10 protein-coding genes and 1 pseudogene are annotated in these 11,849 nt (G+C 74.4%); 5 read left to right on the top strand and 6 right to left on the bottom strand.

Annotated elements, in window-relative coordinates; translation table 11 throughout:
• Together ACZ3KP_RS20240 and ACZ3KP_RS20235 are read left to right on the top strand one after the other, a co-directional pair.
• Positions 1-587: pseudogene (locus ACZ3KP_RS20240) on the top strand (hypothetical protein); the annotation flags it as partial.
• Between the two features lie 903 nt (positions 588-1,490).
• The gene (locus ACZ3KP_RS20235) at positions 1,491-2,693 is read left to right on the top strand and encodes an amino acid deaminase/aldolase (protein WP_467501118.1); all 1,203 of its coding nucleotides are present in this window, start codon (positions 1,491-1,493) and stop codon (positions 2,691-2,693) included.
• 47 nt (positions 2,694-2,740) lie between these two features.
• On the opposite strand, the gene ACZ3KP_RS20230 is transcribed toward ACZ3KP_RS20235, so the two are convergent.
• The 3 genes from ACZ3KP_RS20230 to ACZ3KP_RS20220 are packed head-to-tail and all read right to left on the bottom strand — an operon-like array spanning position 2,741 to position 6,293.
• Positions 2,741-3,532 carry a 3-oxoacyl-ACP reductase gene (locus ACZ3KP_RS20230; protein ID WP_358977638.1) on the bottom strand — a complete coding sequence of 264 codons (792 nt, stop codon included), beginning with the start codon at positions 3,530-3,532 and terminating at the stop codon, positions 2,741-2,743.
• Entirely contained in the window at positions 3,529-4,926 is a 1,398-nt protein-coding gene (locus tag ACZ3KP_RS20225; RefSeq protein ID WP_467501117.1) for an aldehyde dehydrogenase family protein, read from the bottom strand. The genes ACZ3KP_RS20230 and ACZ3KP_RS20225 overlap by 4 nt, the downstream gene beginning before the upstream one ends.
• An 8-nt stretch (positions 4,927-4,934) precedes the next feature.
• On the bottom strand, positions 4,935-6,293 hold the full coding sequence (locus ACZ3KP_RS20220; protein ID WP_467501116.1) for a glutamine synthetase family protein: 1,359 nt from the start codon (positions 6,291-6,293) through the stop codon (positions 4,935-4,937).
• A gap of 108 nt (positions 6,294-6,401) precedes the next feature.
• Here ACZ3KP_RS20220 and ACZ3KP_RS20215 point away from each other — a divergent pair, with 108 nt between their 5' ends.
• The gene (locus ACZ3KP_RS20215; RefSeq protein ID WP_467501115.1) at positions 6,402-7,136 is read left to right on the top strand and encodes a FadR/GntR family transcriptional regulator; all 735 of its coding nucleotides are present in this window, start codon (positions 6,402-6,404) and stop codon (positions 7,134-7,136) included.
• A gap of 73 nt (positions 7,137-7,209) precedes the next feature.
• On the top strand, positions 7,210-7,899 hold the full coding sequence (locus tag ACZ3KP_RS20210) for a gamma-glutamyl-gamma-aminobutyrate hydrolase family protein (protein WP_467501114.1): 690 nt from the start codon (positions 7,210-7,212) through the stop codon (positions 7,897-7,899).
• Between the two features lie 103 nt (positions 7,900-8,002).
• On the opposite strand, the gene ACZ3KP_RS20205 is transcribed toward ACZ3KP_RS20210, so the two are convergent.
• A complete protein-coding gene (locus tag ACZ3KP_RS20205) occupies positions 8,003-8,923 on the bottom strand; it encodes a LysR family transcriptional regulator (protein WP_467501113.1) in 921 nt (306 codons plus the stop codon).
• 70 nt (positions 8,924-8,993) lie between these two features.
• On the opposite strand from ACZ3KP_RS20205, the gene ACZ3KP_RS20200 reads away from it, so the two are divergent.
• Complete coding sequence (locus ACZ3KP_RS20200) at positions 8,994-10,112, top strand: TDT family transporter (RefSeq protein WP_467501112.1); 1,119 nt, start codon at positions 8,994-8,996, stop codon at positions 10,110-10,112.
• On the opposite strand, the gene ACZ3KP_RS20195 is transcribed toward ACZ3KP_RS20200, so the two are convergent.
• Together ACZ3KP_RS20195 and ACZ3KP_RS20190 are read right to left on the bottom strand one after the other, a co-directional pair.
• Positions 10,024-10,764 carry a helical backbone metal receptor gene (locus ACZ3KP_RS20195; protein ID WP_467501282.1) on the bottom strand — a complete coding sequence of 247 codons (741 nt, stop codon included), beginning with the start codon at positions 10,762-10,764 and terminating at the stop codon, positions 10,024-10,026. The genes ACZ3KP_RS20200 and ACZ3KP_RS20195 overlap by 89 nt on opposite strands.
• On the bottom strand, positions 10,751-11,320 hold the full coding sequence (locus ACZ3KP_RS20190) for a helix-turn-helix domain-containing protein (RefSeq protein ID WP_358977625.1): 570 nt from the start codon (positions 11,318-11,320) through the stop codon (positions 10,751-10,753). The genes ACZ3KP_RS20195 and ACZ3KP_RS20190 overlap by 14 nt, the downstream gene beginning before the upstream one ends.
• Positions 11,321-11,849: the final 529 nt, after the last annotated feature.

Here is an 11,849-nt window from a genome sequence, read left to right as displayed (position 1 = left end):
CCGGTGCCGGGGTCGAGCCGGAAACCGGAGGGGGCGTCGGCCGCGCCGGGGCGCCCGCGGAACGCGACGCACCACCGGTCGCCGGAGGCTCGGACGGCCGGGGCGGGGTCCCCGGTGCCGGGGTCGAGCCGGAAACCGGAGGGGGCGTCGGCCGCGCCGGGGCGCCCGCGGAACGCGACGCACCACCGGTCGCCGGAGGCTCGGACGGGCGGGGCGGGGTCCCCGGTGCCGGGGTCGAGCCGGAAACCGGAGGGGGCGTCGGCCGCGCCGGGGCGCCCGCGGAACGCGACGCACCACCGGTCGCCGGAGGCTCGGACGGGCGGGATGGGGTGGCGCTCGTCGGGGGCTGCGCCGTGCGGGGCGGCGGGGGTGTGGTCTTCGGGGGTGTGGTGGGGCGGGGCGGGGCCGTAGGCACCGGGAACGTCCGCATGTGGGGGCTCCAGGCGCTGCCCGACACCGGCGCACCCAAGGTGGTCGGGAGGTCACTGCGGGGCCGCTCGGCCCGCGCGGCCCCGGTCGCGCCTGTGGAGCCTCGGGCCGCCTCACCGGACGACGGTCGCGCGTCGCGGGACGGCGGCGCCCCGTAGGACAACCGGAACGGCGCACCCCGCCCACCGGACTCGGACCGCGCACCCCTCCCGGCGTCCCGCCCGGCGGGCCCGGACGGCACGTCACGTCCCGCCTCCCGGCCGCCCGGCGCCGGCGGTACGGCTCCGCGGGCATCGGTTGCGCGACCGGAGGGCGTCGAACGCACGCCACGGTCACCCTCGGTCCCGAAGGACGAGGACGGCACGTTTCGGCCGGCCTCCCGCCCCGAAGGCTCCCTCGGCGCCCCACGGTCATCAGGCACACCCCGGGCGTCGTCCGTGCGGGGCGTGGGGCGGGGTGGGCGGAGGTTGGGGTAGCGGGGGCGAGTGATGCGTTCGGCGGTGGCCGCGCCGTCGGCCGGCCGGTCCCCCGCGCCCTGCTCGCCCTGTCCCACCGCACCCCCCCGACTCGTCCGGTCGTCACGACTCTGCTGTCCGCCGGGCCGACCCGGCAGCTGGTCCTGCCCGGTCCGCTCGGCACCGCCGGTGAATACGTCGGACCGGCGCGACCCATTCACCTGGTCGGGGCGCTCGAAGAAACCCGGCCCGTCCCCCCGCCCTCCGTCGCCTTCGGCGGCGGGCGTGGGTTCCCCGGGCGAAGGGTGTCGTGGGATCGGGGCGTGCTGCGCTTCCCTGCTCATGCGCCCCCCGTTTCCTCGCACCCGGGCCACCTTCTCGTACGGGCCGTCCCGCTCCCCGGCGTGGAGAGTCCGCTCCGGGCACACCTACCCCTGCCCGCGGATCCGCATCCCGGCGCGGGTCGGGCGACCAGGCCGGTTCCGCCGTACGTGCGCGTCACTCTACGGGTTGGACGAGCGCGAACGGGAACCAGTCCACGCCCCCGCGGCATCTGCCCGGATCGTCCCCCTACCCTGCGGTAATCCTGTCTGGCAGGCTTCGTTCATGACTGCGCGCGCCGCCGACCGGGCCCGTTACGACCGGGCCACCGCCCACCTCGACGCCCCTCTCGCGATCGTCGACCTGGAAGCCTTCGACGCCAACGCGGACGACATCCTGCGCCGGGCCGGCGGCAAGCCGGTACGGGTGGCCAGCAAGTCCGTGCGCTGCCGGCACCTGCTGGAACGGGTGCTGGCCAAGGACGGGTTCGCCGGGATCATGTCCTTCACGCTCGCGGAGTCCCTGTGGCTCGCGCGGTCCGGCTTCGACGACGTCCTCCTCGCCTACCCGTCCGCCGACCGGACCGGGTTCGCCGAGCTGGCCGCCGACCCCAAGCTCGCCGCCGCCGTGACGGTGATGATCGACGACACCGCCCAGCTCGACCTGATCGACGCGGCCCGCGACGGCGGCACCGAAGTCGTGCGGGTCTGCCTCGAGTTGGACACCTCGCTGAAGCTGCTGGGCGGCCGGGTACGGATCGGGGCCCGCCGCTCGCCGCTGCACTCCCCCGCCCAACTGGCCGACCTCGCACGGGTCGTGGCCCGCAGGCCGGGCTTCAAGCTGGTGGGGATCATGGGGTACGAGGGGCACATCGCCGGGGTCGGCGACTCCGTCGCCGGCCGGCCGCTGCGCTCCCGCGCGGTGCGGCTGATGCAGGCCACCGCCCGCCGCGAGCTGGCGGAGCGGCGCGCCGCGGTGGTGCGGGCGGTCCGGGCCGTCGCTCCTGACCTGGAGTTCGTCAACGGCGGCGGCACGGGCAGCGTGCAGTCCACGGCGGCGGAGGAGGCGGTCACCGAGATCGCGGCGGGCTCCGGCCTGTACGTGCCGCGCCTCTTCGACAACTACACGTCGTTCACCGGCCGTCCGGCCGCACTGTTCGCCATGCCGGTGGTGCGGCGGCCCGGGGTCGGCGTGGTCACCGTGCTCGGCGGCGGCTACCCGGCCTCGGGCGTCGCCGGCCGCGACCGGCTCCCGGTGCCGTACCTGCCGGAGGGACTGTCGTACGACCCGCAGGAGGGCCCCGGCGAGGTGCAGACCCCGTTGCTGGGCGCCGCGGCGGACGATCTCCTGATCGGCGACAAGGTGTGGTTCCGGCATGCCAAGGCGGGCGAGCTGTGCGAGCGGTTCGCCGCGTTGCAGCTGGTCGAGGGCGACCGGGTGACGGCGACCGTACCGACGTACCGGGGCGAGGGCCACACCTTCCTCTGACCTTGGGGCCGGGCGGCCCGCACCCGGCCCGGCCCGGCCCCGGACGCCTAGAGGGGCGTGACGTACGCCCCGGAGATCCCGCCGTCCACCAGGAAGTCGCTGGCGTTGACGAACGAGGAGTCGTCGCTGGCCAGGAAGGCGACGGCGGCGGCGATCTCCTCGGCCTCGGCGAACCGGCCCACGGGGATGTGCACCAGCCGGCGGGCGGCCCGCTCGGGGTCCTTGGCGAACAGCTCCTGCAGCAGCGGGGTGTTGACCGGTCCGGGGCACAGGGCGTTGACGCGGATGCCCTCGCGGGCGAACTGCACGCCCAGTTCACGGGACATGGCCAGCACCCCGCCCTTGGAGGCGGTGTACGAGATCTGCGAGGTGGCCGCGCCCATCCGGGCCACGAAGGACGCCGTGTTGATGATGGAGCCCTTGCCCTGCCGCCGCATGTAGGGGATGGCGGCCTTGCAGCAGAGGTAGACGGAGGTGAGGTTGACCTCCTGGACGCGCTTCCAGGCCTCCAGCCCGGTCTCCAGGATGGAGTCGTCGTCGGGTGGTGAGATCCCGGCGTTGTTGAAGGCGATGTCGACGCTGCCGTACGTCTCGTAGGCCGTCCGGAACAGGGTCTCGACCTGTTCGGGGTCGGTGACGTCGACCTTCACGAAGGTTCCGCCGACCTCCTCGGCCGCGGCCTTGCCGCGGGTCTCGTCGACGTCGCCGCAGACGACGTGGGCGCCCTCGGAGGCCAGCCGCCGGGCGGTGGCGAGGCCGATGCCGCTGCCTGCGCCGGTGATGACGGCGGTACGGCCGACGAGCCGGCGGCAGACGATCTCTTCGGTGGATGCGGTCACTGTGCGGGGCCCTCCGTGCTGATGAAGACGTTCTTGGTCTCGGTGAAGGCGGTGAGCGCGTCCGGGCCGAGTTCGCGGCCGATCCCCGACTGCTTGAAGCCGCCGAAGGGGGTCCAGTAGCGGACGCTGGAGTGGGAGTTGACGGACAGGTTGCCGGCCTTGACGGCTGCCGAGACGCGCAGCGCGCGGCCCACGTCCCGGGTCCAGATCGATCCGGAGAGGCCGTACTCGGTGTCGTTGGCGAGCCGGATCGCGTCGGCCTCGTCGTCGAACGGGATGACGACGGCGACCGGTCCGAAGACCTCCTCGACGGCCACCCGCGCGTGCGGGTCGACGCCGGTGAGGACGGTCGGCGGGAACCAGAAGCCGGGGCCCTCGGGGGTCTTGCCCCGGATGCCCGGCGCGTCCGCGTCGACGTAGGAACGGACGCGTTCCAACTGGGCCTTGGAGATCAGCGGGCCCATGTCGGTCCCCTCGTCCGCCGGGTCGCCCACGGTGACGGACTCGATCGCGGGGGCGAGCAGGGCCAGGAAGCGGTCGTGGACGGACCGTTGGACGAGGATGCGGGTGCGGGCGCAGCAGTCCTGCCCGGAATTGTCCAGGAAGGACATCGGGGCGGCGGCCGCGGCGGCCTCGATGTCGGCGTCGGCGAAGACGATGTTGGGGCTCTTGCCGCCGAGTTCGAGGGTGACGCGCTTCACCTGGTCGGCGCAGAGCGCCATGATGCGCCTGCCGACCCGGGTGGAACCGGTGAACACGATCTTGGCGACGCCGGGGTGGCGGACCAGGGCCTCGCCCGCGATGTCGCCGCGGCCGGGGAGCACCTGGAAGAGGTCTTCCGGGAGCCCTGCCGCCAGGGCGAGTTCGGCGAGGCGGAGGGCGGTGAGCGGAGTGGTCTCGGCGGGCTTGAGGAGCACCGCGTTGCCGGCAGCGAGGGCCGGGGCGGTGCCCCAGGCCGCGATGGGCATGGGGAAGTTCCAGGGGGCGATGACGCCGACGACCCCCAGGGGTTCGAGCAGCGTGACGTCGAGGCCGCCCGCGACCGGGATCTGCCGTCCGGTCAGCCGTTCCACTCCCCCGGCCGCGTAGTCGAGCAGGTCACGGACGTTGCCGGCCTCCCAGCGGGCGTTGCCGAGGGTGTGGCCGGCCTCCCGGACCTCCAGCCGGGCCAGTTCCTCGCGGTGTTCGTCCACCACGGCGGCGAACCGGCGCAGCAGCCGGGCCCGTTCGCCGGGGGCGAGCGCGGCCCAGCGCTCCTGGGCCCGCGCGGCCCGCCGTACGGCGGTGTCGATGTCCTCCGCCCCGGCTCCCGGGACGGTGGCGATCACCTCCTCGGTGGCCGGGTTGAGGACGTCGAGTTCGTACTGTTGCGAGGATGCGTACGGTTGCGACAAGTGGTGCCTCACATGCGTTCGAAGGAGCGGCGCAGCTCCCAGTCGGTCACCGCGGCGTCGAAGGCCTCCAGTTCGACGCGGGCCATGTTGCGGTAGTGCGCGACGACCTCGTCGCCGAAGGCGGCCTTGGCGACGGGGCTGTTCTCCCAGAGTTCGGCGGCCTCGCGGAGGGTGGTGGGGACGTGGGCGAAGTCGGCGGCGTAGGCGTTGCCGGGGCAGGGCTCGGGGAGTTCGAGTTCCTGCTCGATGCCGTGGAGCCCGGCCGCGACCAGTCCCGCGACGGCGAGGTGCGGGTTTACGTCGCCGCCGGGCAGCCGGTTCTCGAAGCGCAGTGAGCGGCCGTGGCCGACCACCCTGAGGGCGCAGGTGCGGTTGTCGTGGCCCCAGGCGACCGCCGTCGGGGCGAAGGAGCCCGGCTGGAACCGCTTGTAGCTGTTGATGTTGGGGGCGTAGAGAAGTGAGAAGTCGCGGAGGGCGGCCAGCTGTCCGGCGAGGAAGTGCCGCATCACCTGGGACATGCCCTGCCCGTCGGCGAACACGTTGCGGCCGTCCGCGTCCGTCAGCGACAGGTGGATGTGGCAGGAGTTGCCCTCACGCTCGTTGTACTTGGCCATGAAGGTGAGGGAGACGCCCTCCTGGGCGGCGATCTCCTTGGCGCCGGTCTTGTAGATGGCGTGCTGGTCGCAGGTGACCAGGGCCTCGTCGTAGCGGAAGGCGATCTCGTGCTGGCCGGGGTTGCACTCGCCCTTGGCGGACTCGACGGTCAGCCCGGCCCCCGCCATCTCGTTGCGGATGCGGCGCAGCAGGGGCTCGATCCTGCCGGTCCCCAGCACCGAGTAGTCGATGTTGTACTGGTTGGCCGGGGTCAGCCCGCGGTAGTTCGCGTCCCAGGCGGCCTCGTAGGTGTCCTTGAACACGATGAACTCCAGCTCCGTACCGACCTGTGCGGTGTAGCCGAGTTCGGCGAGGCGTTCCAGCTGGCGGCGGAGGATCTGGCGGGGCGCGGCGGCGACCGGGGAGCCGTCGTTCCAGGCGAGGTCGGCGACGAGCATCGCGGTGCCCGCGTTCCAGGGCACGCGGCGGAGGGTGGCGAGATCCGGGTGCATGGCGAAGTCGCCGTAGCCGCGGTCCCAGGAGGACATGGCGTAGCCGTCGACGGTGTTCATCTCGGTGTCGACGGCGAGGAGGTAGTTGCAGCCCTCGGTGCCGTGGTGGAGGACCTCGTCGAGGAAGAACCGGGCGGCGAACCGCTTTCCCTGCAGTCGCCCTTGCATGTCGGGGAAGGCCAGGACGACAGTGTCGATCTCACCGCCCACGACGAGGGTGTGCAGTTCCTCGACGCTCAGCGGGGGTGTGCGGTCTGCCACGGGGGGTGCTCCTTCGGCGTCTGTCACGACGGTGCTGCACTGCTGCGGCCGGTCCGGGAGCTCTAAGGTATGGGTGCCAACCATTGCTTGGGAAGGGGGTACGGCCCTATGTCGCCGGACGCGGACGGCGCCTTCGACGACCCGTTGACTCCGGTGCTGCGGCCGGTACGGGCGGGCAACGGCTTCGAGGAGGCGCTGGAGCAGATCCTCCAGGTCGTCCGTCTCGGACTGGTCCCGGGCGGCGAACGGCTGCCCGCCGAGCGGGAGCTGGCGGAGCGCCTCGGCATCAGCCGGGTGACGCTGCGCGAGGTGCTGAAGGTGCTCCAGGACCAGGGCCTGGTGGAGTCCCGGCGGGGGCGGTACGGCGGCACGTTCGTGCTGCCGCGCGCGGACGCGGGCGGCGAGGACGAACTGCGGCGCCGGGTCGCCGAGGTCGACATCGAGGACGTGCTGCGGTTCCGCGAGGTGCTCGAGGTGGGCGCGGCCGGGCTGTGCGCGTCGCACGGCCTGCCCGCCGACCAGGCGCACCGCCTCCGGGAGGCCCTGGCCCGTACCCATGAGGCGCCCCTCGGGGACTACCGCCGCCTGGACACGCTGCTGCACCTGACGATCGCCGAGCTGTGCGGCTCGCCCTCCCTGACCGCCCAGTACGCGGCGGTCCGGGCGACCGTCAACGACCTGCTGGACTGCATCCCGCTGCTGGTCCGCAACCTGGAGCACTCGCAGCGCCAGCACATCGCCCTCGTGGAGGCGGTACTGGACGGGGACGCCGACGGCGCCCGGGAGATGATGCGGGAGCACTGCGCGGGGACGGCGGCGCTGCTGCGGGGCTTCCTGGCGTGAGGCCCGGCCGGCATGTCATAAAGGTGTGCACATAAAGGTGCACTCGTAAACCTTTACGACTGGGGAGGGGCCCATGTCCGGACGGCCGCTGATCGGCGTGAGCACATATCTGGAGGCCGGCGCGCGCTGGGGCGTCTGGGAGCTGGAGGCGGCCCTGCTGCCGGCCGGCTATCCGCGCCTGGTCCAGCGGGCGGGCGGGCTGGCGGCGATGCTGCCCCCGGACGCCCCCGAACACGCGGCGGCGGCGGTGGCCCGGCTGGACGGCCTGGTGATCGCGGGCGGCCCGGACGTCGAACCGGTCCGCTACGGTGCCGAGCCCGGCCCCCGCACCGGCCGCCCCGACCGCCCCCGGGACGCCTGGGAACTGGCCCTGATCGACGCGGCCCTGGCGGCGCGGATCCCGCTCCTCGGGATCTGCCGGGGCATGCAGCTCCTGAACGTCGCCCTGGGCGGCACCCTCGTCCAGCACATCGACGGCCACGCCCAGACACCCGGCGTCTTCGGCCGGCACCCGGTCAAGCCGGTTCCCGGCACGCTGTACGCCGCGGCCGTCCCGGAGGAGACCTCGGTCCCCACCTTCCACCACCAGGCGGTGGACCGCCTCGGGGCGGGCCTGGTGGCCTCGGCCCACGCGTCGGACGACGGCACGACCGAGGCGATCGAGCTGCCCGGCGGACGGGGCTGGGTCCTCGGGGTGCAGTGGCATCCGGAGATGGGCGAGGACCTGCGCGTGATGCGGGCCCTGGTCACCGCCGCGACCTGAGCCGGCCCAACACCGTCCCCCTGCGCACGCTGAAACGGGCGCAGGCTGGGCAGACCGGGCGGCGCGGGCCGGCACTTCCGCGGCGGGTGCCGGGCCGGCGTGGTCAGCTGCGGGTGAGGGAGAGCAGTTCTCGTGCGGGGCCCGTCGGGCGGTGGCCCGTCGGCCATACCGCCCGCAGGTCGCGGCGCAGCGCCACTCCCTCCACCGGGATGCCCAGCAGCCGCCGCATCGCCAGTTCCTCGCCCACCGCGAGTTCGCTCAGGACGGCCGGGCCCGCGCCGCTGACCGCCGACGCCTTCACCGCCGTCGTCGAGGACAGCTCGATCAGCGGGCGGGCCAGGCCGCCCAGGGCCGCGTCGAGGACCTGCCGGGTGCCGGAACCGCGTTCGCGGAGGATCAGCGGGGTCGCCGCCAGGTCCGCCGCGGCCAGCGGGCGCCGGCGGCGGGCCCAGGGATGGGCGGGGGCGACCACGACGATCAGACGGTCGTGGGCTATCACCGTCGAGTCCAGACCCTGCGGGACCGTCAGCCCCTCCACGAACCCGAGGTCCGCCTCGCCCGCGAGCAGCCGCTCCGCGACCGCCGCCGAGTTGCCCGCGAGCAGGGACACCGCCGTGTCGGGACGCTGGGCGCGCAGCGCGAGCAGCCAGCCCGGCAGCAGGTACTCGGCGATCGTCATGCTCGCCGCGACCCGCAGCCGTGAGTCCCGGCGGTCCCGCAGCGCCTGCGCCCCCGCGTCGAACGCCTCGGCCGCCTCCACCACCCGGCGCGCCCAGTCGGTCACCAGCGCTCCCGCGTCCGTGAGCCGGGAGCCGCGCGGTGAGCGGTCGACGAGGGCCACGCCCAGCTGCCGTTCCATGGAGCGGATCCGGCTGCTGGCAGCGGGCTGGCTGATGCCGACCTCCCGCGCCGCCGCCCCCAGGCTGCCCAGCCGCGCCACCGCCAGCAGCAGCTCCAGCGCGCCGAGGTCCGGCACCCGGTGCGCCAGCGTGCCGCCGCCCGTCCGCTCCTGCGTCTCGCTCATAAGACCAGCTTATGTCCTCATAGGGACGGGGTCCCTGGTGGTGGGCCCGGGTCGGCGGGAGCGTGGTCCCATGGTCACCGCAGTCCGCCATCTGGGCCCCCACTGGTACGCCTCCGTGATGGGCACCGCCGCCCTCGCCGTCGGCGGCGGCACGCTCACCACCGGCGGCTCGCGTGCGCTGTTCGTCGGCATCTGGGCGTTGTCCCTGCTGCAGCTGGCGGTCCTGCTGGCCGCCCGTGCCCTGCACTGGACCCGCCACCGCGACCAGGCACGCGCCCATCTCCAGGACCCCGCCACGGCCCCGTTCTACGGCTGCCTGTCCATGGCCCTGCTCGCCGTCGGCGGCGGTGCCCTCGCCCTGGGCCGGGACTGGATCGGGGAGCCGGCCGCCGTCGCACTGGACTGCGTGCTGTTCGTCGCCGGTACGGCGGTCGGGCTCGCGGCGGCCGTCGCCGTGCCGTACCTCATGGCCGTACGGCATCGGGTCGAACCGGCGCAGGCCTCGCCGGTCTGGCTGCTGCCGCTGGTGGCACCGATGGTGTCGGCGGCGGTGGGGCCCCGGCTGGTCCCGTACCTGCCGCCCGGACAGCCGCGCGCGACCCTGCTCTACGGCTGCTTCGCGCTGTTCGGGCTGAGTCTGCTGGCCACGCTGCTGATGCTGTCCCTCGTCTTCGCCCGGCTGGTGACCGGCGGTCCACTGCCCCTCCCACTCACCCCGGCGCTCTTCCTGGTGCTGGGCCCGCTCGGGCAGTCGACCACCGCGGTCGGCGCCTTCGCGGACCTCGCGCCCGGAGTCGTACCCGCCCCCGTCGCCACCGGCTTCGGCGTGCTCGCGGTGGTGTACGGCGTGCCCGTCATGGGGTTCGCGCTGCTGTGGCTGGCACTCGCCGTCACCCATCTGGTGCGGGCCCGGCGGCGGGGCATGCGGTTCGCCATGACGTGGTGGGCCTTCACCTTCCCGGTGGGCACGTGTGTCACCGGCGCCGCCGGCCTGGGCCGGCACACCGGGCTCGCCGTGTACGACTGGCTCGCGGCGGGTCTGTACGGCGTCCTCGTCGCCGGCTGGCTCGCGGCCGCCTGCGGCACCGTGCGCGGGCTGCTCAGCGGCGAGCTCCTCGCAGGGCCTCGTCCAGCACCCGTGGCGCCGTCGCCAGTGACGGGCCGTACCACGTCAGGTGCCGACCGCTGACCAGCGCGCAGGGCAGCCCGCCGAAGGCCTCCGGCCCGTCGCCGGCGGTGAAGCGGTAGGGCTCGTCGGGGAGGACGACCAGGTCCGGGGAGGTCGCGACCAGGTCGGGGACCGGCACGCGCGGGTATCGCTCGGGGTGGGCCGCGAAGAGGTTCCGTACGCCCAGCCGTGCCAGCACGTCACCGGCGAAGGTGTCCCGGCCGAGGACCATCCACGGGCGCCGCCAGATCGGCACGACCGCGGTCGTCGTGGCCGGTCCGGCGGGCGGCGGCCCGGCCCAGGCCGCCTCCGCCTCGTCCAGCCAGCGGGGACGGTCGCTCACGCCGCACGCGGCCAGGACCCGGGGCAGCTCCCGGAAGGCCTCCGGTACGTCGCGCACCCTGGTGACCAGTACCTCCACGCCGGCGGCGCGCAGGGCGTCCAGGTCGGGGGCGCGGTTCTCCTCCTCGTTGGCGATCACCAGGTCGGGGGCGAGGGCCAGGACGCGGTCGAGGGCGGGGTTCTTGGTGCCGCCGACCCGGCGGACGTCGAGGTCGGCCGGGTGGGTGCACCAGTCGGTGGCACCGACGAGCACCCGCCGGTCGGTCTCGGCGATCGCCTCGGTGAGGGAGGGGACCAGGCAGACCGTTCGGGGAACGTCAGCGCGAGCGATCCTGGACCGCCTCGATGTGCTCCGCCACCGCGACGACGATGACCCTGGTGTCGGGGACCGTGGCGCGCCACCGGTGGCGGACTCCGCCGGTGAGGTAGAGGGTGTCACCGCGGCCGAGGCGGTAGGCGCGGCCCTCTGCCTCGATCTCCACCGCGCCGTCGGCGACGTACATCAACTCGTCGTTGCGGTGCTGGAATTCACGGCCGGCGTCGTGGTCGCCGGTGAACTCGGAGGCGTGCAGCTGATGGTGGCCGCGGACCAGCGAACGCACCCTGGGGGCGAAGTCCGGCTCGGCGGCGTCGGCGCGCACGAGGTCCACGCTGCACGCCGGGTCGGCTGCGGCGAGGAGTTCGACGGCCGTGGTGCGCAGGGCGTCGGCGACCTTCTCCAGGGAGGTGCGGCTGGGCCGGGCCCTGTCGTTCTCGATCTGGCTCAGGAAGGGCACCGACAGGCCGCTGCGCTCGGCCACGACGGCGAGGGTGAGCTCCAGCGCACGGCGGCGCCGCCGGACTGCCGCGCCCACCCGCACGGGCTGCTGGTCCTTGTGGTCGCCCATCGCTCCGGCTCCCTCCTTCGCTCGTCGTCCGTCTTCCGGTTCCGGGTCACCCGGCTTCGGCCGGCCCCTCCTGAGGGGTTCTCTGCACCCTACGCATGTTCGGCAAACCGTTTCAGGCGGGCGCCACATCCCTGTCACGTCCGTTCGGTACCACCCTCACAGTTCGCGCCAGTGCCCGCGGTCCCCCGGGACGCGCCGGACGTGGCCCGCCCCGGCGGGGCGAACACGCTGACCAGGAGGGGCGGACGCCCGTCGGGACCGGCGGCCGGCCCGGCCGGACGAGCCGCGAGGGGTCCGCTGCGGCCGGTGGCGGGCGGGCCGGACGACCGGCACGGCCGCGGGGACACCCCTGAGGTTCAATGCGGGAGCGGTCGGCGATGTTCCCGGCGCCGGCCGCGCAGGCCGAGGCCTGGGCAGTGCTGTAGCGCTGCGTGGTTGGCCGGATCCTTTTCGCGGACTCGGGCGTGGACGCGGGCACTGACACGGGCGCGGAGGCGGGCGCGGGCGCGGAGGCGGAGGCGGACGCGGG

The sequence above is a fragment of the Streptomyces sp. NPDC020958 genome, from assembly GCF_055562175.1.
This window is presented reverse-complemented; position numbering and strand designations above follow the sequence as displayed.

Bases quoted from the DNA above. Each gene is read 5' to 3' on its own strand.
- ACZ3KP_RS20205 (WP_467501113.1), bottom strand. From the start codon at position 8,923: ATGAGCGAGACGCAGGAGCGGACGGGCGGCGGCACGCTGGCGCACCGG.
- ACZ3KP_RS20210 (WP_467501114.1), top strand. From the start codon at position 7,210: ATGTCCGGACGGCCGCTGATCGGCGTGAGCACATATCTGGAGGCCGGC.
- ACZ3KP_RS20235 (WP_467501118.1), top strand. From the start codon at position 1,491: ATGACTGCGCGCGCCGCCGACCGGGCCCGTTACGACCGGGCCACCGCC.
- ACZ3KP_RS20200 (WP_467501112.1), top strand. From the start codon at position 8,994: ATGGTCACCGCAGTCCGCCATCTGGGCCCCCACTGGTACGCCTCCGTG.
- ACZ3KP_RS20215 (WP_467501115.1), top strand. From the start codon at position 6,402: ATGTCGCCGGACGCGGACGGCGCCTTCGACGACCCGTTGACTCCGGTG.
- ACZ3KP_RS20190 (WP_358977625.1), bottom strand. From the start codon at position 11,320: ATGGGCGACCACAAGGACCAGCAGCCCGTGCGGGTGGGCGCGGCAGTC.